We start from the raw sequence: 25,237 nt of genomic DNA on the forward strand, positions 1-25,237 counted from the left end.
GCAAAACGCAAACGGCGGAGAGCGTCAGTCCGTCAGTCGGCGACGATCGCGCCCGGGTTCAGGATGCGCTGCGGGTCCGACGACGCGAAGAGGCCGCGCATCACCGCGACGCCCTCGGCCGAGATGTCCTGCTCGAGCCACGGCGCGTGCTCGAAGCCGACGCCGTGGTGGTGCGAGATCGCGCCGCCGTGGTCGACGAACGACTGCTGGATCGACGCCTTCACCGTCTCGTACTCGGCGATCTCGTCGCCGCCCGCGACCCACGCGAACGTGAAGTACAGGCACGCGCCCGAGTGGTACGAGTGCGACAGATGGCACATGATCCAGCCGGGCTGGCCGATCTCGTCGTACGCGGCGTTCGCCGCGGCGACCGTCGCGTCGTAGAGCTCGAGCAGGCGCGACCAGGGCGCGACCGTCTCGGACACGTCGGCGACGGCGCCGCGGTCGAGCAGGAAGTCGCGCAGGTAGGGCGTGTCGAACTTCTTCTGGTCGTAGAGCACGCCCGGACCGGTGCCCACGCCCATGCCGCCGTACGCCTTGACGATCTTCTCGACGGCGGCGCGCTGACGGCGCACGTGCGCGGGGGAGCCCTCGTAGCCGATGAACGACATGCAGATGTCCTCGAGGTCCCAGCCCTTGGACTTCATGATCCTGGGCAGCACCTCCTCGGCGAGGATGCGCGACGTGCCCGTGCGCACCTTGCTCGTCGACATCGAGAACGCCGTCTCTCGCGCATCCGACACGCGCGTGATCGACGGCGCAGCATCCGACGCCGCGATGGCCTGCATCGCGCCGAGCGCCACGTTCCACCTCGGGAAGAAGTACGCGTGGATCACGCGCTCCTCGGGCACACGGTGCACCTGCACCGACACCTCGGTGATGATGCCGAGGCGGCCCTCGGAGCCGAGCACCATCTCGCGCACGCTCGGACCCGTGGATGCGTTGGGCATCGGGCGGATGACGAGGGTGCCGTCGGGGCGCACGACGCGCAGTCCGCGCGTCATCTCGGCGATGTCGCCGTACTTGTCGGACTGCATGCCGCTCGAGCGCGTCGCGACCCAGCCGCCGAGCGTCGAGTGCGTGAACGAGTCGGGGAAGTGGCCGAGCGTCCAGCCCTTCGCGTTGAGCTGCGCCTCGAGGTCGGGGCCGAGCGCGCCGGCCTGGATGCGGGCGATCTGCGCGGGCTCGTCGATGTCGACGAGCAGGCGCATGCGGCCCATGTCGACGGAGATGATCGGGCGCGTCTCGGTCGCGGTCGGCTCGAGCGAGCCTGCGATGTTCGAGCCGCCGCCGAAGGGGATGAGCACGGCGTTCGCGGCGCTCGCCACCTGCACGATGCGCGTGACGTCGTCCTCGTCGCCGGGGTAGGCGACGACGTCGGGGATGCGCGGCAGGATGCCGGCGCGCACGCGGATGAGGTCGCGGATCGACTTGCCGTAGGTGTGCACGACGCGGTCGAGGTCGTCGACGACGACGTGCTCCTCGCCGATCGCGCCGCGCAGCTCGCCGAGCAGCGCATCCGGAGCCTGCGACGCGGGCACGTCGATGTCGGCGAAGTCCGGCGTCGCGACCGCGGGCGCCGAGTGCAGGTCGAGGCCGACCGCGTGCTCGACGAACGGGGCGAACGCGGGCTTGTCCTCGAAGTGGAATCCGACGCCCTCGCGGCCCCAGCCCCACCACTTCATGTGCTCGACGGTCATGCGGGCAGCTCCTTCGCGTCAGGACCGCCGTGGACGGTCACGAGTCTCACGACCTCCGCCTGCACGCGGGCGGTGAGGTCACGGGCGTTCTCGCCCTCGATGGGGGCGATCGGGTCGCCGAAGACGACCGTCACGGGCAGGCGTCCCGGCTTCGGCCACGACGAGCCGCGGGGATGCGCGTGGTGCGCGCCGATGAGCGCCACGGGCAGGATCGGCACGTCGAGGGTCGTGGCGAGCGCCGCGGAGCCGGGGCGGAAGTGCGCCATGCGTCCCGACTTCGAGCGCGTCCCCTCTGGGAAGAGCAGCACGGGGATGCCGCGCTCGAGCAGGCTCCGTGCGGAGACGACCTGCTTGCGGCGGCCGGAGCGCTGCACGGGGAAGGCGTTGAAGAACAGCGCGGTGAGGCCGCGGCGCCACCACACGTCGAAGAAGTAGTCGGCGGCGGCGCCGATCGCGAGCGTCTTGGCGATGCGCCAGGGGAGCGCCGAGAGGATCGACGGCGCATCGAGGTGGCTCGAGTGGTTCGCGACGAGGATGAAGGGCTTGCCCTCGAGCGCTGCGGCCTTCTCGGAGTCGACGGCGGTGAGCGTCACCGTGGCGTGCACGGCGGTCTTCAGCACGCCGCGTTGCGCGCCGAAGCGAGCGACCTCATGCGCCTTCGAGTCGAAGCGGTCGCGGGGATGCGGGGCGTCTGCCACCCGTCGACCCTACCGATCGCGCCGGGATCGGAGTGCACGCGACACTGCCCGCACGCCGGAGCGCGGCATGATGCGCAGCAATCCCGCGAAGGCCTTGTATCGAACGCTCGGTATGGACAGCACCTTGCCGCGATCGACGTCGCGAAGACATGCGGCCACGACGGCGTCGGGCTCGAGCCACAGCACGTCGGGCAGCCCGGAGGCGGCCATGCCCGCGCGCTCGTGGAACTCGGTGCGCACCCAGCCGGGCAGCAGCGCCGTCACGGTGACGCCCGAGCCGTGCAGCTCGTTCGCGAGCCCCTCGGTCATGGTCGTGACCCACGACTTGATCGCGGCGTACGCACCCATGGCCGTGAGCCCGGCGGTCGACGACACCGTGATGATCGCGCCCTCGCGGCGCGGGCGCATCGTGCGGGCGGCCGCGGCGGCGAGGCGCTGCGTCGCGCGACCCATGACCTCCCACGCGCGGTCGTGCTCCGACGGGTCCTCGGAGAGGATCTGCGCATGCATGCCGAATCCGGCACACGTCACGACCATGCCGATCGGCGACGCCTCGGACTCGATCCTGGCGGCGACGCGCTCCTGCTCGTCGCGCACCGACAGGTCGGCGGGCAGCACCTCGACATCGACCGGCAGCTCGGCAGCCATGGCCTCGAGTCGGGATCGGTCGCGAGCGACGAGGACGAGGTCGTGACCTCGGGCGGCGAGGGCACGCGCGAAGGCGGCTCCGATGCCGGAGGACGCACCGGTGACGAGCGCACGCATGCGCCCCACCCTAGCCGCGGCGACGCGCGGCGCGGCGCAGCCCCGGAGAGCCATGCCGACGCGGGTATCGTCGAGACGATGAGCCGCACCACTGCCCCCGAGCGGGCCTTCGACGTCCGCGCCTTCGCGCGCGACGCGCGCGGCAGCCACCGCGACGCCCTCGACCTCGCCGCCTTCGTGGACGCACCCCTCGACGACGTCGCGCTGCGCCTCGTCGCGGTGCTGCACCACGTCGAGGCCGCCACGATGGGGCGCCTGCGCGACATGCTCGTGACCGCGACGCACAAGGACGCCCGAGTGACGGCGTTCCTCGTGACGTGGGCGTACGAGCGGTTCTGGATCGCCGACGCCTTGAAGGCGATCCTCGACGCGCACGACCACCCCACCGAGCTGCACGGCCGCACCCGCTTCCGGCCGCGCGAGCTCGCCGAGCGCCGCGGCCCCGTGCGCCGCGCGATCCTCGCGAACCTCACCGGCACCGACGTCATCGCCGTGCACGCATCCACGGGGCTCGTCGACGAGTGGATCATCGGCGAGGCGTTCGGGGCGCTCGCACGCCACGCGAAGCACGCGACGGTCGACGTGCTCGCCGGCATCGTCGACGACGTGCAGTCGCGCCACCTCGAGTTCCTGCAGCAGGAGGCCGAGCGCCGCCTCGCCGCCTCGCCCCGCGCCCGTCGCCTGTCGAGGCGCGCGATCCTCGGCGGCGCCTGGCCCATCGGCGCCATCCACGTGCCGGCCCGCGCCCGTCACCTGCTCGAGCGCCTCACCTTCGCAGGCGCCCACGGCCGCCTCGCGCTCGAGCGCGTGCGCGACCGCGTCGCCGCACTGCCGGGCATGGATGCGACAGCGACGCGTCTGGCTGCCAGGCTGGTCGCATGAGCCCCACCCCGAAGCCGCACGACCTCGGCGACGCCCACGTCCTCCTGACCGGAGCCACGGGATTCGTCGGCCAGGCCATCCTCGAGCGGCTGCTGAGCTCGTTCCCCGACACGACGATCGCGATCCTCGTGCGCGGCAAGGGCGACGAGACGGCCGAGCACCGCGCGGCGGCGCTGCTGCGCAAGCCCGTGTTCGACGCGTGGCGGGCCAAGGTCGGCGACGAGGTCGCGGATGCTGCGATCGGCACGCGCATCACGGTCATCGACTCGGGGCTCGACGAGGTCGCCCCGCTGCCGACGGGGCTCGACGTGGTCATCCACTCGGCGGCGAGCGTGTCGTTCGACCCGCCGATCGACGAGTCGTTCGACACGAACCTCGGTGGCGCCGTGGGCCTGTACGAGGCCGTGCTCGCGACGGGTGCGAACCCGCACGTCGTGCACATCTCCACCTGCTACGTCGGCGGCCTGCGCAAGGGCGTCGCGCTCGAGCAGAGCCTCGACCACGACGTCGACTGGCGCCTCGAGCACAAGGCTGCGCGCCAGGCCCGCGAGCGCGTCGAGATCCAGTCGCGCATGCCCGAGCTGCTCACGGGGTTCCTCGACGCCGCCCGCGCCGAGCACGGCAAGGCCGGCCCCCTCGCCGTCGCGTCCGCGAGCGAGGAGGCGCGTCGCGCCTGGGTGACCGAGCAGCTCGTCGAGGCCGGTCGCACGCGTGCGCAGAGCCTCGGCTGGACCGACGTCTACACGCTCACGAAGGCGTTCGCCGAGCGCGCCGCCGAGCAGCTGTGGGGCGCCGAGCGCCGCCTGTCGATCGTGCGCCCGTCGATCATCGAGTCGGCCGCGCAGCACCCGTACCCGGGCTGGATCGACGGCTTCAAGGTCGCCGACCCGCTCATCGTCGCCTACGGCAAGGGCCAGCTGCCCGAGTTCCCCGGCTCGCCCGACTCGGTGCTCGACGTCATCCCCGTCGACCACGTCGTCAACGCGGCGATCGCGGCGGCGACGCAGCCGCCCGCCGCAGGCAGCCCCGCCTACTACCAGGTGGCCTCCGGCCGTTCGAACCCGCTGCCGTACCACGAGATCTTCGAGGCGGTGCGGACGTACTTCACGGCCCACCCCATGCAGCAGGGCGACGCGCCCGTGATCGTGCCCGACTGGACGTTCCCCGGCGGCATGCGCGTCGACCGCCGGCTCGCGCAGCAGCAGCGCCTCGTCACTGCGGCGCAGAGCGCCCTGGGCGTGCTGCCTACCACCGACCAGACGCGCCGGTGGAAGACGTCGACCGACAAGGCCGTGCGCGACATCGGCCGCCTGCGCCAGTTCATCGCGCTCTACAAGGTCTACGTGCAGTCGGAGATCATCTTCGACGACGCGAACACGAAGGCGCTGCACGCCTCCCTGCCCGCCGAGATCGCCGCCGACCGCGGCTTCGACATCACGGCGATCGACTGGGACCACTACCTGCAGCGCGTGCACCTGCCGGCCGTCACCGAGCTCGCGACGTCGTTCTCGGCGCGCCGCCGCGCCAAGGCGAAGGCTGCGATCGCCGAGTCGGCAGCCGGCCTGCCGCAGCGCTCCGACGTGCTCGCGGTGTTCGACCTCGAGGGCACGCTCATCGACTCGAACATCGTCGAGCAGTACCTGTGGGTGCGCACGAACGGCGTGCGCCGCACCGCGTACCCGGCCGAGGTCGTGCGCATGCTGCGCGACGTGCCCCGCTACCTCGCGGCCGAGCGCCGCGACCGCGGCGAGTTCATCCGCGAGTTCATGCGCCGCTACGAGGGCGTCTCGGTCGAGCGCCTGGAGCGCATCGTGCAGGGCGCGGGCTACCGCGACCGGATGCTGTCGCACGCGAGCGCCGACGCCATCGAGCGCGTGCTGCAGCACCGCGCCGCCGGCCACCGCACCGTGCTCGTCACGGGCTCGTTCGATCGCCTCGCGGCGCCCGTCGCGGCGCTGTTCGACGAGGTCGTCGCCGGCAGCATGCACGAGCGCGACGGTCGCCTCACCGGCTACCTCGCGACGCCGCCGCTCGTCGACGAGGCGCGCGCGTCGTGGCTCGCGCAGTACGCCGACGAGCACGGCGCCGACCTGTCGGCGTCGTACGGCTACGGCGACAGCCACGCCGACCTGGAGTGGCTGCAGCTCGTCGGCACGCCGACGGCCGTCAACCCGGACTCGCGACTCGCCACGGAGGCGGACCGTCGTGGGTGGACGTCGGTACGCTGGCGTCGAGGTCCGGCAGTCCGTTCGCGGTCGCTGCTCCGAACCATCCCGGAGACGACCGCCTAGGGCGGTCGCCGCATCATCTAGAGGGGAACGGGCGAGACCGCACATGGCCTTCGACATCGACAGGTACACGAAGCAGTCCGAGGGCGTCGAGTGGGGCGACCTCGACCTCGACGTGTTCGACGAGCAGCCGCTCGACGAGCCGACGCTGCGCACGCTGCGCTACATGTGCGACGTCGAGTACCACACGGTCTGCTACCTGCGCGATCTGCTCACGACGCCGTCGCACAAGGAGCCCGAGGTGGGCGCCTTCATGACGATGTGGAACCGCGAGGAGTTCTGGCACGGCGAGGCGCTCGCCGCCGTGCTCGCGAAGCACGACATCACCGTCGACTACGACGTGCTCAAGGCGCGCCGCGTGAAGCTGGGGTGGAAGGACCGCCTCGACCCCATCAAGCAGTCGCTGCTCGGCAACGTCGTCGGCCACGACTTCGTCGCCGTGCACATGACGTACGGCGCCGCCAACGAGTACTCGGCGAACGCCGCGTACCACCGCCTCGCGAAGATGGTCACGCATCCCGTGCTCACGCCGCTGCTGAAGCGCATCGCGATCCAGGAGTCGAAGCACATCGCCTTCTACGCGACCCAGGCCCGCAAGCGCCTCGAGGCGTCGAAGAAGGCGCGCGTCATCACGCGCTTCGTCATGTCGAAGGTGTGGCAGCCCGTGGGCTCCGGCATCAACTCCGACGACGAGGTCACGCACGTGATGACCCACCTCTTCCAGGGTCCCGACGGCCGCAAGCTCATCCGCGACCTCGACACGAAGATCTCGGCCCTGCCGGGCCTCGAGGGCCTCAAGATCGTGGAGAGGTCCATGGACAACCGGGGCGTCCCGGCCTGACCCGCCTTCGGCGCGTCAGGCCGGGACGCGCCGGTCGGCGACGCGTTCTTCATGCTGACGGCTGCACTCGCACCACCTGGCCTCGACGCAGCCCGGCGAATGGTCGACCGCTCCTGCGTGCGCCTCTGCGGGGGTGCTTCGAGAGACCGGTCCTTGAGGTGCGAGCGGAGCGAGCCTCGAACGGTGCCGTCGTGAGCTGCTGCTCCGCGGGGCGTCCCCGCCCGACGGCGCCTAGCGCTGGCGCAGCACCGCGACCACCGGACGGTGGTCGGTGCCGAGGTCGTCGTAGCCCGTGAGCACCTGCGCGTCGACCGCGCGCCAGTCGGGGGAGGCGACGACGTGGTCGATCTGCGCGCCGAGCCACGCGGGCGCCCACGTCGGCCACGTGCCGACCGCGCCCGAGCCCGCCGCGCCGGCCGCATCCACGCACGTGCCGAGGTCGCCCGTGCCGACGCCGAGCGACGTCCAGTGGTCGAGCGTCGAGTTGAAGTCGCCGCCGACGATGATCGACTGCCCCTGCGTGCACAGGCTCGCGACGAACGCGAGGTCCTCGCGCCAGTTGCGCATCTGCTGCGGGATGGGCGCGACGGGATGCGTCGCCACGAGGATCGGCCCCTCGCGGTCGTCAGGCGTCGCGATCACGGTCGGCAGCGTGTTCGTCTGCCCCACGTCGACCGACGGCTGCGCCGTGTAGGTGCCCATCGACGTCGACACGAGCATCGTCGTGTTGAGCGCGCCGTACTCGGCGTTCGCGAAGTCGGTCGTGAGCGCGAAGAACGGGTTGCCCTGCGCGCCGAGCAGCACCGCGACCTCCGTGCCCATCTCGATCGTCGTCTCGGGCAGCATCACGACGTCGGCGCCCGAGTCCTGCACGACGCCCGCGATCGCCTCGGCGCCCGGCGCATCCCCGAGCGTGTTCCACGTCAGCACGACGACGTCGCCCTCCTCGGCGACGGCCGTCGAGTCGTCGACGCCGCGGCTCAGGTGGATGCCCGACGACGCGACCATGAACACGAGCAGCAGCACGACGACGGCGCCTGCGAAGCGGCGGAGGCGTCTCGCGCCCAGCATGAGCAGGAACACGACGGCGAGCACGGCGGCGATGCCGACGACGCCCATGCGCATCGAGACCACCTGCGCCACGATCGGCGCCTGCTCGAGCCCAAACGTCTGCGGCCACGCCGCGATCAGCAACGCGGCGGCGACCGCGATGCCGAGCAGCCAGCCGAGCACCTTCATGCCCTCCAGGGTAGGTGCCGCTCCTATGCGTCCGCGGCTCCTACGATGGAGGGATGAGCGCCGCCGACACGTCCCGAGCAGGCGCGTCGTGGGGCCGCATCGACCTCCATGCGCACTCGACGGAGTCCGACGGCACGGAGTCGCCGCGCGAGCTCGTGCTGCAGGCGCACGCCGCCGGCCTCGGCACCGTCGCGATCACCGACCACGACACGACGGCCGGCTGGGCGGATGCCGCCGCAGCGGCCCGAGAGGTGGGCATGGGGCTCGTGCCCGGCGTCGAGTTCTCGGCGCAGCAGCAGTGGGCCAGCGTGCACGTGCTCGGCTACCTGCTCGACCCCGCGGCACCCGCCTTCCTCGCCGAGCGCGAGCGCATCCGCGTCGAGCGCGTCGAGCGGGCGCAGCGCATGGTCGAGCGCATCGGCGCCGACTACCCGCTCACGTGGGCGATCGTGCAAGACCATGCGGCGCCCGGCGCCACGATCGGTCGCCCGCACATCGCCGATGCCCTCGTGTCGCTCGGCATCGTCGCCGACCGCTCGGCCGCGTTCGACGGCATCCTGCACTGGCGCGGCGGCTACTATCAGCCGCACCGCGCTCCGGCGCCGACCGAGGCCGTGCGCATCATCCGCGCCGCCGGCGGCGTGCCCGTCATCGCGCATCCCGCCGCCCGCGGCCAGGCGACCATGGACGAGCGCGTCATCGCCCAGCTCCTCGACGCCGGGCTCATGGGCCTCGAGGTCGAGCACCGCGACAACCCGCCCGAGGCGCAGGAGTGGCTGCGCGGCCAGGCGCGCCTCCACGGCCTCATCACGACGGGCTCGAGCGACTGGCACGGGCGCGGCAAGCCCAACGTGTTCGGCGAGCACACGACGACCGCCGAGGCGCTCGACGCGATCGTCGAGCTCGGCACGGGCGCCGAGCCGATCCTGCCCGCCTGACCCCACGCCGCACGCCCCGGGGTACGAGCCGGGGCCGATCCCTCGATAGCCTGGCGAGCACGCACCCGCCTGAGAGGACTTCACTGCACATGGACGACCTCCGAGCGGGCGACCTCCACGCGCAGGCCCTCATGGGCCACCTCGCGCAGCACCTGGGCGAGCCCTCGACCGTGCTGGCCGAGGCCGTGCCCGACGAGCTGCGCATCGACCTCGTCGTCTACCCGCCCGCCGAGGGTCGTCCGTTCGTGACGCTCGCGACCGTCGGCATGTCGGCGCTGCCGATGCACGTGCCGTCGGAGCTCGAGGACCGCGCGCTGCAGGAGCTGCTCATCGGCCTGCCCGCCGACTGGCCGGGGCTCGCGGATGGCGTCGCCGACATCGAGGGCGCGCTGCAGGACGACGCCGCGTACTGGCCCATCCGCCTGCTCAAGGGGCTCGCGCGCTACCCGCGTCGCAGCAGCACGTGGGTGTCGTGGGGCCACACGATCCCGAGCGGGTCGCGCTTCCACGACGACGTGCCGTTCTCGACGGCGCTCGTCGCCCCGCCGCTCGGCCTGCCCGCCGAGGTCATGACGGCGCACACGCCCGCGGGCCGGGTGGCGTACCTCGCGGTCGTGCCGATCACGGATGCCGAGACGCAGCTCGCGAAGTCGACGGAGCGCGGCTCCGACGAGCTCATCGACCGTCTCGAGGCCGCGGGCGTGACCATCGCGGTCGATCCGGGCCGCGCCTCCGTCGCCTGACGCGGCACCCCGCACGCACGAGACCCCCTCGACCGGATGGTCGAGGGGGTCTCGTCGCTGGATGCGTCACGCCTGCGGTGCCGCAGCGGCGCCTGCGCCGCCCGAGCCGCCGCCGGAGCGGCGGCGACGGCGCCTGCGGCGCGCGGGCGCCGCGTTCCCGTCGTGGTGCTCGGTGCCGCCGCCGTCGTGCGTGCCGCGGCCCTCGGCGGGCTTCGCCTCGGTCGCGGACGCGTCGGCGCGGGGAGCGGAGTCGCGGCGCTCGCCGCCGCGGCCGCCACCCTGACCACCGCGTCCGCCGTCACGGCCGCCGCGGCTCGAGCCGCCGCGTCCGCCGTCGCGCCGCGCACGCTCGCGGTCGCGCTCGACCTCGCGCTTGGCGATGCGGTCGGGCGGCGTCGCGCGCAGGCGACCCTTCGAGCCGGCCGGGATCGACAGGTCCTCGAAGAGGTGCGGCGACGACGAGTACGTCTCGGCGGGCTCGGCGATGCCGAGCTCGAGCGCGCGGTCGATGAAGACCCACTTGTGCAGGTCCTCCCAGTCGACGAACGTCACGGCGATGCCCGTGCGACCGGCGCGGCCCGTGCGGCCCACGCGGTGCAGGTACGTCTTCTCGTCCTCGGGGATCGTGTGGTTGATGACGTGCGTCACGTCGTCGACGTCGATGCCTCGCGCGGCGACGTCGGTCGCGATGAGCACGTCCTTCTTGCCGGCCTTGAACGCGGCCATGGCGCGCTCGCGCGCCTCCTGGCTCATGTCGCCGTGCACGGCAGCGGCCTCGAAGCCGCGGTCGATGAGCTCCTCGCACAGGCGCGACGCCGCACGCTTCGTGCGCGTGAACACCACGGTCTTGCCGCGGCCCTCGGCCTGCAGGATGCGGCCGATGACCTCGTCCTTGTCGAGCGAGTGCGCCCGGTACACGAGGTGGCGGATGTTCGCCTGCGCGATCGTGTCGTCGGGGTCGGTCGCGCGGATGTGGATGGGGCGCGACATGAAGCGACGCGCGAGCGCGACGATCGGGCCGGGCATCGTGGCCGAGAACAGCATCGTGTGGCGCACGGGCGGCACGAGCGAGAAGATGCGCTCGATGTCGGGCAGGAAGCCGAGGTCGAGCATCTTGTCGGCCTCGTCGAGCACGATCTCCTGCACCTTCGAGAGGTCGAGGATGCGCTGGTTGGCGAGGTCGAGCAGGCGTCCGGGCGTGCCGACGACGATCTGCGCGCCTGCCTTGAGCTGCTCCACCTGGCCCTCGTAGGCCTTGCCGCCGTAGATCGAGGCGATCTGCGTCGGGCGGTTGCCGGTGATGAGCACCATGTCCTCGGTCACCTGCACGGCGAGCTCGCGCGTCGGCACGACGACGAGCACCTTGACGCCGGGCTCGGGGTCGGCACCGATGCGCTGCGCGATCGGCAGGCCGAACGCGAAGGTCTTGCCGGTGCCGGTCTTGGCCTGGCCGATGATGTCCTGACCCGACAGACCGAGGGGGATGGTCTGCTGCTGGATCGGGAAGGGGTCGTGGATGCCGTGGGAGGCGAGGGCCTCGACCATGTCGGCATCGATGTTCAGTTCTGCGAACGTCAAGTCTGGTCCGTCTGTCGGGAAGCGTCGTATTCCCCGCCAGTCTACCGGCGGGTCGCCTGGATGCCGGGCGACGGCACCGGGGATGGCTAGGCTCGTCGCCGTGGTCCGATGGTTCGATCGCACGCCGCGCGAGGTGACGAGGTCGCTGCTGCGACCCCGCAAGGTGGTCGCCGAGGGCGATCGGGTGCTCCTGCAGGACCTCGAGCCGCGCCTCGACCAGTACCTCGGGCAGCTGCTCGCGCTGCAGCTCGTCGTGCTGCAGCAGGCGGGCCAGGCCGTCGCGGAGGCGCCGACGCTCGCCGCGAAGGCGAACCTCGTCGAGGCGCTGCGCATCGTCTCGACGCGCTACCGCGACCTCGTCGAGCTGCTGCCGCGCGACGTCGAGCCGCTCGTCGCGATGGAGCCGTTCTACGCGTCGAGCGAGCGCTTCGCCAAGGAGGTCGCGGGCGCCGACTGGTACGAGCAGGTGCTGTCGCTGCACGTCACGACGGGGCTGCTCACCGACTTCTTCGCCGCGTACGGCGGCGGACTGCACGACGACGACCGCGACGCGGTGCTGCGCGTGCTCACGCGCGAGACCGGCCAGCCGCTGCTCGCTCGCGAGCTGCAGCGAGCCATCCAGCAGAACCCCCGCCTCGCCTCGCGCATGGCGCTGTGGGGGCGTCGCCTCGTGGGCGACACGCTGCTGCAGATGTACCTCGCGGTGCACGGACCCGAGGATGCGTCGCCCGCCCCGGCGCAGCGGCTGGAGCCCGCGTTCAACGACATCGTCGCGGCGCACACGCGCCGCATGGATGCGCTGGGCCTGACGGCCTGACAGCCCGCCGAGCCGCGATCGCGGCTGCGATCAGCGGGTCGCGAGCAGCTGGTGCAGGCGCTGCTCGTCGCGCGCCGGGCGCACGCGAGCGAGCACGAGGGCCGCGATCGTGCACGTCACGATCGGGGCGACGAGCGCGAGCGTCCAGATCCACGGCTCGCCGAGGCTCCAGCCGGTGACGACCATGACGACCCACGCCGTCGCGGTCGTGACGGCGCCGAGCGCGGGGAGCAGCAGCAGGCCGTGCGTCTCGCGGCCGGGGATGACGTAGCGCAGCAGCGCGCCGACGGCGGCGCCGAGCACCGGCATCCAGATGAGCTCCATCAGGCCACGAACCCGACGCGCCGCGTGGACTCCGAGCCGATCTCGACGTAGGCGATCTGCGCGCTCGGCACGAGGTAGCGGCGGCCCTTGGCGTCGTCGAGCGACAGGTGGCCGCCGTCGAACGCGGCGGTGACGGCCTGCTCGACCTCGGCGACGGTCTGCGCGGAGTCGAACGCGATCTCGCGCGCGGTGTCCTTGATGCCGATGCGGATGTCCATGTCGTCAGGATATGGGATCGACATGCTCGCTTCGTGCGCGTTCGCCGACAGCGGCGGGGCATCGATCCATGTCGGCGGAGCGCCCTAGCGTCGAGGGGTGCCCATGACCCTCGACGCCTCCCAGCGCGCCGTGCTCGACCTGCCCGACGACGCGAGCGCCATCGTGCTGGGAGTCGCGGGCGCCGGCAAGACCACGACCGTCGTCGAGCTCGTGGCCGAGCGGATCGCGCGGCCCGGGTGGACGGGTGGCGACGTGCTCGTGCTCGCCGGATCGCGCGCGGCGGCGACGCGGCTGCGCGACCGGCTCGCGGCGCGCGTCGACGTCGTGACGCCTGGTCCGCTCGCCCGCACGGCGGCGTCGTTCGCGTATGCGCTGCTGGGCGAGCAGGCGCTCGCGCTGGGCGTCGACCGGCCGCAGCTGCTCTCGGGCGCCGAGCAGGACGGCATGCTCGCCGACCTGCTCGAGGGGCACGTCGACCTCGGCTCGGGGCCCGCGTGGCCCGAGCACCTCGGCCCGGGCGTGCGCGAGCAGCAGGGCTTCCGCACCGAGCTGCGCGACGTGCTCGCCCGGGCGAGCGAGCAGGGCCTCGACCGCTCGGCGCTCGAGGCGCTCGCGCGCGAGCACGACCGCCCGGAGTGGGCGGCGGCGGGTGCCGTGCAGCACGAGCTCGACCAGGTGCTCGCGCTCGCGCACCGCGACGGCGTGGGGGCCGTCGACGCCGCGAGCCTCCTCGCGCGCGCCGCCGAGATCGTCGCGACGGGGGAGCGGCGGCTGCGCCTGCTCGTCGTCGACGACGCGCAGGAGCTCACCGAGGGCGCCACGCGCCTCGTCGCGGCCCTGCACGCCACGGGCACGGCCGTGATCGCGTTCGGCGACCCCGACACCGCCACCGACATGTTCCGTGGGGCCGACCCGTCGATCGTCGGCTCGCTCGGCGCTCGGCTCGGCTTCTCGCGCCGCATCGACCTCGCGATCGACCACCGCCACGGCACGGCGCTGCGCGCGGCGATCGGCGACCTCTCGGCGCGCATCGGCACCGCGCTGGGCGGCACGCATCGCGCGGCCGAGGCCGCGGGCGGCGACGGCGCGATCGCGGTGCACCGCGTCGACGGCGCCGTCGAGCAGGCCAGGCGCATCGCGCGCATCCTGCGCCGCAGGCACCTCGTCGACGGCGTGCCGTGGGGCGAGATGGCCGTCGTGACGCGTTCGGGCAGGCTCGCGGCCGAGCTCGAGCGCTCGCTCGCCGACCTCGAGGTGCCCACGCTGCGCGAGGGCGGCGGCTCGGCCGTGCGCGGCTCGAGCGTCGCCGACGACCTCGTGGCGATGCTCGCGGTCGTCACGGGCGTCGAGACCATCGGCCCTGAGCACGCGCGCCGCATCCTCTCGTCGCCGCTCGTCGGCCTCGACGCCGTGGGCCTGCGCAGGCTGCGCCGTGCCGTGCGGCACCGGGCGATCGCCGAGGAGCGCGTGCCCGGCTCGGGCGACGAGCTGCTGGCCGAGGCGCTCGCCGACGACGCGGCGCTCAACGGCGTCGGAGGGCCGGAGGCGCGCATCGCTCGCGCGGTCGGCTCGCGGCTGCGGTACGCGGCCGAGCTCGCGGCGTCCGACGACCCCGACACCGCCGTCGAGCTGCTGTGGCGGCTGTGGGACGGCGCGGGCGTCGCGGATGCGTGGCGCGAGGCGGCGCTCGGCGGCGGCAGCGACGCCGCGTGGGCGCATCGCAGGCTCGACTCCGTCGTCGCGCTGCTCGACCATGCCGCGCGGCACGCCGAGCGGCACGCCGACGTGCGCGCCGACGAGTTCGTGCGGTCGTGGCGCTCGGCGGCGCTCGAGCTCGACTCCCTCGCGGGCCGCCAGGTCGCGGCGTCGGTGCGCATCGGCACGCCCTCGCAGCTGGTGTCGGTCGAGCTCGACACCGTCGTCGTCGCCGGCGTGCAGGAGGGCGCGTGGCCCAACCTGCGGCCGCGCGGCTCGCTGCTGGGCGCGCAGCTGCTGGGCGCCCACGCGCTCGGTGGCGTCACGACCGTGACCGACGTCGCCGACGACGAGCTGCGCATGCTCGTGCACGCCGTCTCTCGCGCTCGCGCCGTCGTGCACGTCGTCGCGATCGAGACCGAGGAGGAGCGGCCGGCGCGCTGGCTCGCCGTGCTGCCCGACGCACCCGACGAGGTGGATGCGCGCGGCCGCACGCTGCGCGAGCTCGTCGGCACGCTGCGCCGCCTGCTCGTGGACGACCAGGCGGCGGCGTCGACGCGCGCCGACGCGGCGGCGGCGCTCGCACGCCTCGCCGCCGAGGGCGTGCCGGGTGCCGACCCCGCGCAGTGGGCCGGTCTCGCAGACGCGACGACCGACGCGCCGCTCGTCGACGAGGGCGAGCCCGTGCGCGTCTCGCCGTCGGCGCTCGAGGGCTTCGAGTCGTGCGCGGTCGACTGGGCGGTGAGCAGGCTCGCGCCGACGGGATCCGCGACGCCGCAGGCGATCGGCACGATCGTGCACGCCGCGGTCGAGCACGCCGATGCCGCGGATCCCGCCGCGCTGCTCGCGGCCGTCGAGGCGCGATGGGCCGAGCTCGCGTTCCGCTCGCCGTGGGAGTCGGCGCGCGAGCGCGGGATCGTCGAGCAGATCGTCGTCGCGATCGCCGACTACGTGCGCACCGAGCGCGCCCTCGGCTGGCGCATCGACGTCGGCGACCACGAGCGCCGGTTCGAGCTCGCGATCGGCGACGTCGTCCTGTCGGGCTCGATCGACTGGATCGAGCGGCGCGGCGACGAGGTGCGCATCGTCGACCTCAAGACCGGCAGGGCGAAGCCGAGCGGTCCGGCGATCGCCGAGCACGCGCAGCTGCGCGCCTACCAGCTCGCCGCCGACCGTGGCGCGATCGCGACCGTCGCGCCCGAGACGACGTCGGCGGGTGCTCGCCTGCTGTACCCGCGCGATCCGAAGCCCATCGGCGACCAGGCAGCCCTCGACGCGACAGAGCTCGCCGAGTTCGAGACGCGCGTCGTCGACGTCGCCGCCCGCATGGCGGCGGCGACCTTCACGGCGGTGCCGCTCGAGCACTGCCTCAACGAGTTCGCGCACGGCCAGTGCGAGATCCATGTGCGACGGCAGGTGACGGAGTGACCCCCGACGAGACCGCGACGAGCGTCGGCACCGCGCTGATCACCCCCGCCGAGATCGCCGAGCGCCTCCACGAGGCCTCGGGCGCCGAGGGCAGCGCGCGCATCCCCACCGACGAGCAGGCGGCCGTCATCACGGCGCCGCTCGAGCCCGCGCTCGTCGTGGCGGGCGCCGGCTCCGGCAAGACCGAGACGATGTCGATGCGCGTGCTGTGGCTGCTCGCGAACGGCATGGTCGAGCCCGAGCGCATCCTGGGGCTCACGTTCACGCGCAAGGCGGCGAGCGAGCTGCGCGTGCGCCTCGTCGAGCGCATCCAGCAGCTCGTGCGCGCGGGCCTCGTCGACGAGGCAGCAGCGGCAGTCGAGCCCACGGTGTCGACGTACAACGCGTTCGCGAGCCAGCTGTACCGCGAGCACGCGCTCGTGCTGGGTCGCGATCCCGACGCCGACCTGCTCGGCGACACCGCCGCGTGGCTGCTGGCGCGCGACGTCGCGCTCGGCAGCGACGACCTGCGGCTCGCGGCGCTGCGGTCGAGCGACGTCGTCGTCGACGGCCTGCGACGCCTCGCGTCGGAGCTCGGCGACAACGCGCTCGAGCCGAGCGTGCTCGACGGCTTCGGCGACGCGTTCGAGCGCATCGCGGCGATGGAGGTCGGCAAGGGCCAGATCGGCATCGGCCGCGAGCGCGACAAGGACGTGCTCGCGATGCGCGCGCTCGAGCCGCTCGCGGCGCTCGCCGGCACGTACGACCGTCGCAAGCGCGAGCTGGGCGTCATCGAGTTCAGCGACCAGGTGCGGTTCGCGCTGCAGGCGCTGCAGGCCGCGCCGCGGCTCGTCGACGAGGTGCGCGCGCGCCACGGCGTCGTGCTGCTCGACGAGTACCAGGACACGTCGGTGTCGCAGGTGCGGCTGCTCACGACGCTGTTCCGCGGCGACCCCGTCATGGCGGTCGGCGACCCGAACCAGTCGATCTACGGCTGGCGCGGCGCGAGCGCCGGCACGCTCGCGCGCTTCCACGAGGACTTCGGCGGCGCCGAGCGCTTCGCGCTGTCGACGAGCTGGCGCAACGCCGCGGGCGTGCTCGACGTCGCGAACCGCATCGCCGCGCCGCTGCCCGCCCACGGCGTCGAGCGGCTCGCACCGCGACCGGGCGCCGCCGCCGGCGAGGTGGCGCTCGAGCTCTTCGAGACGCAGCACGACGAGGCCGAGGCGCTCGCGACGTGGATGGCCGAGCGCGGCGCGGGTCGTGTGCCCACGACCGCGGCGGTGCTGCTGCGCGTGCGCGGCCGCATGTGGACGTTCGCCGACGCGCTCACGCGCCGCGGCATCCCGTGCCACGTCGTGGGCACCGGCGGCCTGCTCGCAGAGCCCGAGATCGTCGACATGCGCTCGGCGCTGTCGGTGCTCGCCGACCCGCGCGCAGGCGGGCACCTGCTGCGACTGCTCGCGGGCGCGCACTGGCGCGTCGGTCCGCGCGACCTCGCGGCCCTTCGCGACCACGCGCGCATCGTCGCGACGCGCTACGTCGCCCAGCGGGCGCGCGAGGCCGACCGCGAGTCGACCGACGACGACGCCGCGGCGTCGCTCGTCGACGCGCTCGACGACCTGCTCGACCTCGGCGCCGACGCCGCCGTCTGGCAGGCGCTCTCGGAGGCCGGCGCCGAGCGGCTGCTCGCCGCCGCCCGCACGTTCCGCCGGCTGCGGTCGCAGCGCGCGCTGCCGCTGCCCGAGCTCGTGCGGCTCGTCGAGCGCCAGCTGCGGCTCGACGTCGAGGTGCTCGCGAATCCCGCCCGCGCACCGCGCCGCTCGCTCGACGCGTTCGTGGCCGAGGTGCAGCAGTTCGCGCTCACCGACCCGGCCGCGACGCTCGAGGCGCTCGTCGGCTGGCTCGAGCGTGCCGCGCGCGACGACACGCTCGACGCGCCCGCACCCGAGCCCGAGCCCGGCGTCGTGCAGCTGCTGACGATCCACGCGTCGAAGGGCCTCGAGTGGGATCTCGTGGCCGTGCCGTCGCTCACCGAGGGCACGCTGCCGATGCAGCGGCAGGATGCGCGCGGCTGGCTCTCGGTCGGCGCGGTGCCGTACGCGCTGCGCGGCGACGCGAGCGAGCTGCCGCACTTCGACCCGCGCGGCGTCGCCGACCTCAAGGAGTACGGCGTCGAGCGGTCCGCGTACGTCGACGGGCTCGCCGACCAGTTCCACGCGGAGGAGCGCAGGCTCGCGTACGTCGCCGTCACGCGCGCCCGAGCGTCGCTGTGGATGTCGGGCGCGTGGTGGATCGGTCGCAACAAGCGCATCGCGAAGCCGTCGCGCTTCCTGCGCGACGGTGCCGACGTGCTGGGCGTCGAGCTGGCCGACGCGCCCGAGCACGCCGAGAACCCGACGGTGCTCGAGCTCGAGCAGTCGGTGTGGCCGCCCGATCCGCTCGGCGCCCGGCGGAGCGCGGTCGAGCGCGCCGCCGAGGCCGTGCGCACGGCCGACGCCGCCGCATCCACGCGCTTCGACGACGAGATCGCGCTGCTGCTCGCCGAGCGCGACGCGCCCGCGCACGCCGTCGCACCGAGCCGCATCTCGGCGTCGACGGCGAAGGACTGGCTCGCCGATCCCGCAGCGCAGGCGCTCGCGCGCGTGCGACCCATGCCGCGTCGGCCGTTCCGGGCCACGCGCCTCGGCACGCTCTTCCACCAGTGGGTCGAGCGCCGCGGTGGCACGGGCCTCGCCGATCTCGTCGACGGTGACCTCGACGACGAGCTGGGCGGCGACCTCGTGGCCGTCGACGTCGAGCGCCTCGAGCGGCTGCAGGCGACGTTCCTCGCGTCGCCGTACGCGCGCATGGAGCACGTCGCGACCGAGCTCGAGGTGCACCTGCCGCTCGGCTCGACGTCGGTGGTGTGCCGCATCGACGCCGTGCTGCGCGACGGCGACCAGCTCGTGCTCGTCGACTGGAAGACGGGTGCGCTGCCGCGCTCGCGCGCCGACGTCGCCGAGCGAGGGCTGCAGCTCGCGCTCTACCGCGCCGCGTACGCGCTGCACGCCGGCATCGACCCCGAGAGCGTGCGCGCCGAGCTGTACTTCGTCGAGCACGACGAGGTCGTGCGGCCCGAGCACGTGCTGAGCCTCGACGAGCTGCGCGAGGCGTGGGAGGCGGCGCGGGCGACGCTCGAGGGCTGAGCGACTAGGTGCGGGTCGACGAGGGCAGGTCGGCGTCGATCTCGACCGTCTCGTCGTCGAACGCCGACTGGCCGCGTCGCTGCGACTCCTCGCGCGCGACCGACGTGCCGCGCTCGTCGAGCATGTGCTGCACGTCGGCGAGGTCCATCGTGTGGAGGCGCTCGGGCTGCAGCGCCGTCGTCGAGTCGTCGTCGGCGACTCGGTCGGCGAGGCGCGCGAGCATGCCCTCGGCATCCGTCACGACCGCGGCGTCGCCGGCGTCGACGCCGTGCAGCAGCCAGCGGGCGACGTCGAGCTCGGCATGCAGCATGGCGCGGCGGCGCAGCTGGCGGTCGGCGCCGCGCACGCCGGCGTAGGCGACGAACGCCTCGTCGACCGACGAGCCGTGCTCGTTGCCGAGCAGCCAGGCGAGGTCGACGGCGGGGTCGCCGAGGCCGAGCGCGTGCCAGCCGTCGATGCCCGTGATCGTGGAGTGCTCGCGGCGGAACGCGGGGGACTGGAGGTCGCCGTGCACGACGCGCGGCTGGAACTGCCACAGCGCGGCATCCTCGAGCGCGACCTCCCAGCGGGCGAGCAGCGGCGCGGGCACGCGGCCCGTGGCGGCGACGCGGTCGAACACGGCCGTGAGCGACTCGCGGATCTCGGCGGTCGAGCGGTGCGGCAGGCCCGCGTCGAGCACGATGCTCGTCGGCAGGTCGTGCAGCGCGGCGATGGCCTCGCCGATGGATGCCGCGAGGCCGACGTGCGCGGGCGACACGTCGGCCAGGCGCAGCGTCGTGCCTCCCAGACGCGTCGACACGACGACGGCGGTGCGCTGCAGGGGAGCGGTGCCGAGCGTCTCGGGCACCTCGAACGGCAGGCGGTCGCGCACGGCGTGCGTGAAGACGTGCAGCGTGACCGCCTGGTCTCGCAGGCGCTTCAGGGCGTCGGGCGTGCGGGGCACGACGACGCGCACGACGCGGCCGTCGGAGGTGCGTGCCGCGACGGCCTCGAGGTCGTCGCCCGAGCCGTCGTCGACGGCTCCCACGACCTCGATGCCGGGCACGGCGGACGTCGCCAGCGCGGCTAGAGTGAACGGGTTCGCAGCCATGATGCGAGGGTACGGCGGGCATCGCCGCCTCCCGCGTCGCCACGCGCTGCGACGGGAAGGACGCTCGTGACCGACTCGCCCGCCATCCCGCCCCTCTCGCGCGCCTCGCTCGATCGCGACCACGCATCCCGCATGCGCGAGGGGTCGCTCGAGCAGGCGCTCGCCGATGCGTCGACGCGCGTCGTGCTCGTCGACGGCGACCGCACGCTCGTCGCCGACGGCGCGATCGTGCGCGTGCCCGTCGATCGCGTGCCGCACGGCGCGCGGTTCGCGTGGCTCGGCCGCTCGGCGGGGCACCTCGACCAGCAGCAGGGCGCGGTCGTGCTCGCCGCGACGGTCGACGGCGCGGTCGTCGATGGCGCGGGCGACGGCCGCGAGCTGGGCGACTGGCGCAGCCTGCGCGAGGTCGGCGCCGAGCTCGACGACGAGGATGCGGGCATCCTCACGCAGGCCGTCGCGCTCGCCAGGTGGCAGTCGCAGACGGCGTTCTCGGGCGTCGACGGCTCGCCGGTCGCGTTCGAGCAGGGCGGCTGGGTCGGCGTCGACGCCGCGGGCGCGCAGCACTTCCCGCGCATGGACCCCGCCGTCATCGTGCTCGTGACCGACGCGACCGACGATCGCATCCTGCTGGGCCGCAACGCGGCGTGGACCGACCGCTTCTCGCTCTTCGCGGGCTTCGTCGACCTCGGCGAGTCGTTCGAGGCGACGGTCGTGCGCGAGGTCGCCGAGGAGTCGGGCGTCACGGTCGAGGATCCGACGTACGTCGCGAGCCAGCCGTGGCCGTTCCCGCGCAGCATCATGGTGGGCTTCGAGGCCGTCGCGCTCGACCCCGAGGCGGCGCGGCCCGACGGCGAGGAGATCGTCGAGGTGCGCTGGCTGACGCGCGACGACGTGCGGAACGGCGTCGTGGGCCTGCCCGGCAACGCGTCGATCGCGGCGTACCTCATCCAGCGCTGGCTGGATCGGTGACGCCCGACGCGATCCTCGAGCGCCTCGACGACCAGCAGCGCGAGGTCGCGCTCGCCGTGCAGGGCGCCGTGTGCGTGCTCGCCGGCGCCGGCACCGGCAAGACGCGTGCGATCACGCACCGCATCGCGTACGGCGTGTCGGTCGGGGTCTACGACCCGCGTCGCGTCATGGCCGTGACCTTCACGACGAAGGCTGCCGGCGAGATGCGCACGCGCCTGCGGGCGCTGGGCGCCGAGGTGCAGGCGCGCACGTTCCACTCGGCGGCGCTCGCGCAGCTCGCGCACTTCTGGCCGCGGCTCGCGGGCGGGCGCATGCCGGAGGTGCTGCCGACGAAGGCGCGCACCATCGCGGACGCCGCGCTGCAGCTGAAGCTGAGGGTCGACACGGCGCAGCTGCGCGACCTCGCCGCCGAGGTCGAGTGGCGCAAGGCGCGCGCGCTGACGCTCGAGCAGTACGCCGCGGGCGCGCACGGCCGCGCGCTGCCCGGCGACATGCCGGTCTCGACGATGGTCGAGCTGCACGAGACGTACGAGCGGCTGAAGGACGACCGCAGGCAGATCGACTTCGAGGACGTCATCCTCGCCACGACGGGCATGCTCGAGCGCGAGCCCATCGCGGCCGACACGGTGCGCGGCCAGTACCGGCACCTGACGGTCGACGAGTACCAGGACGTCTCGCCGCTGCAGCAGCGGCTGCTGGATGCGTGGCTCGGCGGACGCGAGGAGGTGTGCGTCGTCGGCGACCCGAGCCAGACGGTCTTCGCGTTCGCTGGCGCGAACGCGCGCAGCCTGCCCGAGTTCATCGGCAGGCATCCCGACGCGACGGTCGTGCGCCTCGAGCAGTCGCATCGCTCGACGGCGCAGGTCGTGGGCGCGGCGAACCGACTCATGCGCGGCCGCGACGCCATCCACCTCCGCACCGAGCGCACGGGGCCCGAGGTCGAGGTGTCGATGCACCCGTCGGATGCGGCGGAGGCACGCGCGGTCGCCGAGCGCTGCCGTGCGCTCGTCGCGCGCGGCGCGAAGGCATCGGACATGGCGGTGCTCGTGCGCTTCCACGCGCAGTCCGCGGGCGTCGAGCAGGCGCTCGCCGACGCAGGCCTGTCGGTGCGGCTCGCGGGCTCGCAGCGCTTCTTCGAGCTGCCGGCCGTGCGGCAGGCGATGCTCATGCTGCAGCAGACGCCCGACGACGGCCGTCCGCTGTTCCAGGCCGTCATCGACGTCGTGCATCCCATCGGCTACTCGCACGAGCCGCCCGCGACGCAGGGCGAGGAGCGTGCGCGCTGGGATGCGCTGCACGCGCTCGTGACGCTCGCGGAGGAGGCGCCGCCCGGCGCGACCGCCGCGGGCTTCGCGGGCGAGCTCGCTCGTCGCGCCGCGACGGATCACGAGCCGGGCGTCGAGGCCGTGACGATCGCGACGCTGCACGCGGCCAAGGGCCTCGAATGGGAGCACGTGCACATGGTGGGGCTCTCGGAGGGGTTGCTGCCGATCTCGTACGCGACGAGCCTCGACGCCATCGACGAGGAGCGCCGCCTCTGCTACGTCGGCATCACGCGGGCACGCACGACGCTGCACCTCTCGCATGCCGCCGCGTCGGGTCGGATGCCCCGGACGCCGTCGCGCTTCCTGGCAGAGCTCGACAGCCGCACTGCGGGTGCGGGCTCCAGCGCTCGGCGCTGAGCGCCCCCGAGTCGAGGTCGATGCTCGCGCCGACGCCCGCCTCGGCGAGGCCGAGGGCGTGCAGGTTCACGAGCACGGCGACGTGCGCGACGGTCTGCGCCACGGCGGCGGCGGGCACCTCGCGGATGGGCGGCAGACCCTGGGGCACGGCCGCGTGGGTGTCGGCGAGGTCGGCGCAGCGCGGGCACGCGCCCTCGCCGGGCACGGTCCACGGGCCGACGACGATGCGCTGATCGCCGACGATCACCGGCACGTGCACGCGGTCGCGGCGCAGCAGCCGCTGCCGCTCGAGGTCGGGCAGCCGCCAGTCTGCGACCGAGATCGCGACGTCGAGGCGGCGCTGCGCGATGCGGTGCCCGTCCTCCTCGAGCACGCGCCGCACGGTCCCGGCGACCGGTCCCGCGCCGCGCACCTCGACGCGCAGCCTGGGGCGCTCGCGGTGGTCGAGCGCCGGGGCCAGCACGGCGAGCAGCGCGGCGGCGCGCTCGTCGCCGAGCACGACGGCGGGCTCGGTCGGCACGACGCCGCGCTGCATGCGGTCGAGCAGCGCGGCCGTGTCGTCGTCGACGTCGTCGAGCGTCGCGATGGCCCGCTGCGCGCCGAGGCGCACGCTCCTGGGCGACGTCCAGATGATCGGCAGGGCGGGGTCGAGGCGCAGCATGCCCGAGAGGATGCCGTCGCGGGCGACGGGCGGTGCGCGACTGTCCACAGCCGCGCGGGCGGGCGTCAGTCGGCGGTGCCGTCCTCGCGCTCGTGGGGGCGGTCGTCGCGGTCGTCGGCGAGCAGGTCCTCGAGGGCGCGGTCGACGTCGTCGGGCTCGGGCGTGCCGCCCTGCAGCACGGCGATGATGCGCGACGGGTCGTCGATGTCGTCGCTCGTCGGCAGCAGGTCGGGATGCGCCCACAGCGAGTCGCGCGCCTCGGCGCCCACGGCCTCCGTCACCTGGCGCCAGAAGGCGGATGCCTCGCGCAGGCGGCGCGGGCGGATCTCGAGGCCGACGAGCGTGCCGAACGCGCGCTCGGCGGGGCCGCCGGTCGCGCGGCGACGGCGCACGGCCTCCGCGATCGCGTCGCGGCGGGGAAGCCGGGCGGTCGCCTCGGTCGTGACGGCGTCGACCCATCCCTCGACGAGCGCGATCGTCGTCTCGAGGCGGGCGAGGCTCTGCAGCTGCTCGTCGGTCTTCGGCGGGATGAGCGAGCCCGACGAGAGGGCCTCGCGCAGCGCCTCGGGATTCTGCAGGTCGCTCATGTCGAGGTCGGCGGCGAGCTCCTCGAGCCGCTCGACGTCGATGCGGATGCCCTCGGCGTACTCGCGCACCTGCGACAGCACGTGCAGACGCAGCCACTTGGCGTGGTGGAAGAGGCGTGCGTGGCCGAGCTCGCGCACCGCGAGCCAGATGTGCACCTGGTCGGCGGGGATCTCGAGGCCCTCGGCGAGGCCCTGCAGGTTGACGGGCAGCATCGCCGCCTGCTCGTCGAGCAGCGGGAAGCCCACGTCGCCGCCCGAGAGCACCTCGCTCGAGAGGCGGCCGACGACCTGGCCGAGCTGCATCGCGAAGAGCGTGCCGCCGACGTTGCGCAGCAGCCGCGAGGCGCCTGCGATCATCTCCTGCGCCTCCTCGGGCGCCTGCTGCCGCATGGCGTCGGTGAGCGCGTCGGCGATCGAGGACGCGACGGGCTCGCTCATCTCCTGCCAGACCGGCATCGTCGCCTCCGCCCACTGCTGGCGGGAGAGGAGGGTGATCTCGGAGATCGTGCCGATGTCGGTGGCCTCGTCGAGCCAGATGGCGCCGAGGCGCGCAGCCTGCTGCACCGCCTCCCGTTCCTCGGCCGAGACGGAGCCGGGGTCGCGGCTGATGACCTGCAGCGCCTGCTGCCGCGCGACCGACCAGTCGATGCCGTCGCCCGTGCGCTGCAGCGCGCTCTGCAGCTGCGCCATGAGCTGCTGCAGCAGGGCCGGATCGGCGGGGATGCCCGCGGCAGCGCCGAGCTGCTGCGGGTCGATCTGCCCGCCGAGGAACTGCTGCAGCATGTCGCGCAGCTCGGCCTCGGGATCGCGGTCGTCGTCGCGGTCCGGGCCCTGGTCGGGGGACTGATCGGCCATGCGACTACGCTAGCGCCGGGCTCGCGCCGGGCGGGCCGATCGTGGGCATCGGAGCCTGCGCCGACGGCGAA

At 73.9% G+C, this 25,237-nt stretch carries 19 protein-coding genes; 10 read left to right on the forward strand and 9 right to left on the reverse strand.

Annotation, left to right across the window (positions count from 1 at the left end; translation table 11 throughout):
• Window positions 1-32 precede the first annotated feature (32 nt).
• From BLQ67_RS13765 to BLQ67_RS13775, 3 genes are read right to left on the reverse strand one after another with little or no spacing between them, the layout of a single operon-like run.
• Window positions 33-1,700, reverse strand: a complete 1,668-nt coding sequence (locus tag BLQ67_RS13765) for an FAD-binding oxidoreductase (RefSeq protein WP_092505967.1) — start codon at window positions 1,698-1,700, stop codon at window positions 33-35.
• A complete protein-coding gene (locus tag BLQ67_RS13770) occupies window positions 1,697-2,398 on the reverse strand; it encodes a lysophospholipid acyltransferase family protein (RefSeq protein ID WP_092505969.1) in 702 nt (233 codons plus the stop codon). The genes BLQ67_RS13765 and BLQ67_RS13770 overlap by 4 nt, the downstream gene beginning before the upstream one ends.
• Before the next feature lie 9 nt (window positions 2,399-2,407).
• Window positions 2,408-3,163, reverse strand: a complete 756-nt coding sequence (locus BLQ67_RS13775; RefSeq protein WP_092505971.1) for an SDR family NAD(P)-dependent oxidoreductase — start codon at window positions 3,161-3,163, stop codon at window positions 2,408-2,410.
• 78 nt (window positions 3,164-3,241) lie between these two features.
• Here BLQ67_RS13775 and BLQ67_RS13780 point away from each other — a divergent pair, with 78 nt between their 5' ends.
• From BLQ67_RS13780 to BLQ67_RS13790, 3 genes are read left to right on the forward strand one after another with little or no spacing between them, the layout of a single operon-like run.
• Entirely contained in the window at window positions 3,242-4,045 is an 804-nt protein-coding gene (locus BLQ67_RS13780) for a hypothetical protein (RefSeq protein ID WP_157674853.1), read from the forward strand.
• Window positions 4,042-6,336 carry an HAD-IB family hydrolase gene (locus BLQ67_RS13785; protein ID WP_092505975.1) on the forward strand — a complete coding sequence of 765 codons (2,295 nt, stop codon included), beginning with the start codon at window positions 4,042-4,044 and terminating at the stop codon, window positions 6,334-6,336. The genes BLQ67_RS13780 and BLQ67_RS13785 overlap by 4 nt, the downstream gene beginning before the upstream one ends.
• A gap of 43 nt (window positions 6,337-6,379) precedes the next feature.
• A complete protein-coding gene (locus tag BLQ67_RS13790; protein ID WP_092505977.1) occupies window positions 6,380-7,174 on the forward strand; it encodes a ferritin family protein in 795 nt (264 codons plus the stop codon).
• A gap of 231 nt (window positions 7,175-7,405) precedes the next feature.
• Here the strand turns inward: BLQ67_RS13790 and BLQ67_RS13795 are convergent, their stop codons facing one another.
• Window positions 7,406-8,413: an endonuclease/exonuclease/phosphatase family protein gene (locus tag BLQ67_RS13795; protein ID WP_092505979.1), complete on the reverse strand. Its 1,008-nt coding sequence runs from the start codon at window positions 8,411-8,413 to the stop codon at window positions 7,406-7,408.
• A gap of 53 nt (window positions 8,414-8,466) precedes the next feature.
• On the opposite strand from BLQ67_RS13795, the gene BLQ67_RS13800 reads away from it, so the two are divergent.
• Together BLQ67_RS13800 and BLQ67_RS13805 are read left to right on the forward strand one after the other, a co-directional pair.
• On the forward strand, window positions 8,467-9,351 hold the full coding sequence (locus BLQ67_RS13800) for a PHP domain-containing protein (RefSeq protein ID WP_092505981.1): 885 nt from the start codon (window positions 8,467-8,469) through the stop codon (window positions 9,349-9,351).
• Between the two features lie 89 nt (window positions 9,352-9,440).
• Window positions 9,441-10,094 (forward strand): suppressor of fused domain protein, encoded by a 654-nt coding sequence (locus BLQ67_RS13805; RefSeq protein ID WP_092505983.1) that lies wholly within the window; start codon window positions 9,441-9,443, stop codon window positions 10,092-10,094.
• A gap of 66 nt (window positions 10,095-10,160) precedes the next feature.
• Here the strand turns inward: BLQ67_RS13805 and BLQ67_RS13810 are convergent, their stop codons facing one another.
• Complete coding sequence (locus BLQ67_RS13810) at window positions 10,161-11,639, reverse strand: DEAD/DEAH box helicase (protein WP_092505985.1); 1,479 nt, start codon at window positions 11,637-11,639, stop codon at window positions 10,161-10,163.
• Between the two features lie 133 nt (window positions 11,640-11,772).
• Between BLQ67_RS13810 and BLQ67_RS13815 the strand changes: the two genes are divergently transcribed.
• Entirely contained in the window at window positions 11,773-12,489 is a 717-nt protein-coding gene (locus tag BLQ67_RS13815; RefSeq protein WP_157674854.1) for a ferritin-like fold-containing protein, read from the forward strand.
• A 30-nt stretch (window positions 12,490-12,519) separates the two neighbouring features.
• Here the strand turns inward: BLQ67_RS13815 and BLQ67_RS13820 are convergent, their stop codons facing one another.
• Both BLQ67_RS13820 and BLQ67_RS13825 read right to left on the reverse strand, forming a co-directional pair.
• Complete coding sequence (locus BLQ67_RS13820; RefSeq protein WP_092505989.1) at window positions 12,520-12,813, reverse strand: hypothetical protein; 294 nt, start codon at window positions 12,811-12,813, stop codon at window positions 12,520-12,522.
• Window positions 12,813-13,031 carry a DUF3107 domain-containing protein gene (locus BLQ67_RS13825; RefSeq protein ID WP_092505992.1) on the reverse strand — a complete coding sequence of 73 codons (219 nt, stop codon included), beginning with the start codon at window positions 13,029-13,031 and terminating at the stop codon, window positions 12,813-12,815. The genes BLQ67_RS13820 and BLQ67_RS13825 overlap by 1 nt, the downstream gene beginning before the upstream one ends.
• Before the next feature lie 103 nt (window positions 13,032-13,134).
• Here BLQ67_RS13825 and BLQ67_RS13830 point away from each other — a divergent pair, with 103 nt between their 5' ends.
• Both BLQ67_RS13830 and BLQ67_RS13835 read left to right on the forward strand, forming a co-directional pair.
• Complete coding sequence (locus BLQ67_RS13830) at window positions 13,135-16,155, forward strand: UrvD/REP family ATP-dependent DNA helicase (RefSeq protein ID WP_231945251.1); 3,021 nt, start codon at window positions 13,135-13,137, stop codon at window positions 16,153-16,155.
• Window positions 16,152-19,322: an ATP-dependent helicase gene (locus BLQ67_RS13835; protein WP_172802338.1), complete on the forward strand. Its 3,171-nt coding sequence runs from the start codon at window positions 16,152-16,154 to the stop codon at window positions 19,320-19,322. The genes BLQ67_RS13830 and BLQ67_RS13835 overlap by 4 nt, the downstream gene beginning before the upstream one ends.
• Before the next feature lie 4 nt (window positions 19,323-19,326).
• Here BLQ67_RS13835 and BLQ67_RS13840 read toward each other — a convergent pair whose 3' ends face one another.
• A complete protein-coding gene (locus tag BLQ67_RS13840) occupies window positions 19,327-20,412 on the reverse strand; it encodes a phosphotransferase (RefSeq protein ID WP_092505998.1) in 1,086 nt (361 codons plus the stop codon).
• Window positions 20,413-20,478: 66 nt separating this feature from the next.
• On the opposite strand from BLQ67_RS13840, the gene nudC reads away from it, so the two are divergent.
• A complete protein-coding gene (gene nudC, locus BLQ67_RS13845; RefSeq protein WP_092506000.1) occupies window positions 20,479-21,381 on the forward strand; it encodes an NAD(+) diphosphatase in 903 nt (300 codons plus the stop codon).
• The gene (locus BLQ67_RS13850) at window positions 21,378-23,063 is read left to right on the forward strand and encodes an ATP-dependent helicase (RefSeq protein WP_092506002.1); all 1,686 of its coding nucleotides are present in this window, start codon (window positions 21,378-21,380) and stop codon (window positions 23,061-23,063) included. The genes nudC and BLQ67_RS13850 overlap by 4 nt, the downstream gene beginning before the upstream one ends.
• Before the next feature lie 726 nt (window positions 23,064-23,789).
• Here BLQ67_RS13850 and BLQ67_RS13855 read toward each other — a convergent pair.
• Window positions 23,790-25,166 (reverse strand): zinc-dependent metalloprotease, encoded by a 1,377-nt coding sequence (locus tag BLQ67_RS13855; RefSeq protein ID WP_092506004.1) that lies wholly within the window; start codon window positions 25,164-25,166, stop codon window positions 23,790-23,792.
• Between the last annotated feature and the right edge of the window lie 71 nt (window positions 25,167-25,237).

Origin of the sequence: Agrococcus jejuensis (assembly GCF_900099705.1) — a bacterium.
Classification (GTDB): Bacteria; Actinomycetota; Actinomycetes; order Actinomycetales; family Microbacteriaceae; genus Agrococcus; species Agrococcus jejuensis.

What these genes read in the sequence shown, in the direction of transcription:
- BLQ67_RS13840 (WP_092505998.1), bottom strand. Translation starts at nt 20,412, where the DNA reads ATGGCTGCGAACCCGTTCACTCTAGCCGCGCTGGCGACGTCCGCCGTG.
- BLQ67_RS13795 (WP_092505979.1), bottom strand. Translation starts at nt 8,413, where the DNA reads ATGAAGGTGCTCGGCTGGCTGCTCGGCATCGCGGTCGCCGCCGCGTTG.
- BLQ67_RS13765 (WP_092505967.1), bottom strand. Translation starts at nt 1,700, where the DNA reads ATGACCGTCGAGCACATGAAGTGGTGGGGCTGGGGCCGCGAGGGCGTC.
- BLQ67_RS13855 (WP_092506004.1), bottom strand. Translation starts at nt 25,166, where the DNA reads ATGGCCGATCAGTCCCCCGACCAGGGCCCGGACCGCGACGACGACCGC.
- BLQ67_RS13805 (WP_092505983.1), top strand. Translation starts at nt 9,441, where the DNA reads ATGGACGACCTCCGAGCGGGCGACCTCCACGCGCAGGCCCTCATGGGC.
- BLQ67_RS13780 (WP_157674853.1), top strand. Translation starts at nt 3,242, where the DNA reads ATGAGCCGCACCACTGCCCCCGAGCGGGCCTTCGACGTCCGCGCCTTC.
- BLQ67_RS13800 (WP_092505981.1), top strand. Translation starts at nt 8,467, where the DNA reads ATGAGCGCCGCCGACACGTCCCGAGCAGGCGCGTCGTGGGGCCGCATC.
- BLQ67_RS13790 (WP_092505977.1), top strand. Translation starts at nt 6,380, where the DNA reads ATGGCCTTCGACATCGACAGGTACACGAAGCAGTCCGAGGGCGTCGAG.
- BLQ67_RS13820 (WP_092505989.1), bottom strand. Translation starts at nt 12,813, where the DNA reads ATGGAGCTCATCTGGATGCCGGTGCTCGGCGCCGCCGTCGGCGCGCTG.
- BLQ67_RS13775 (WP_092505971.1), bottom strand. Translation starts at nt 3,163, where the DNA reads ATGCGTGCGCTCGTCACCGGTGCGTCCTCCGGCATCGGAGCCGCCTTC.
- BLQ67_RS13785 (WP_092505975.1), top strand. Translation starts at nt 4,042, where the DNA reads ATGAGCCCCACCCCGAAGCCGCACGACCTCGGCGACGCCCACGTCCTC.
- BLQ67_RS13825 (WP_092505992.1), bottom strand. Translation starts at nt 13,031, where the DNA reads ATGGACATCCGCATCGGCATCAAGGACACCGCGCGCGAGATCGCGTTC.
- BLQ67_RS13810 (WP_092505985.1), bottom strand. Translation starts at nt 11,639, where the DNA reads ATGGTCGAGGCCCTCGCCTCCCACGGCATCCACGACCCCTTCCCGATC.
- BLQ67_RS13830 (WP_231945251.1), top strand. Translation starts at nt 13,135, where the DNA reads ATGACCCTCGACGCCTCCCAGCGCGCCGTGCTCGACCTGCCCGACGAC.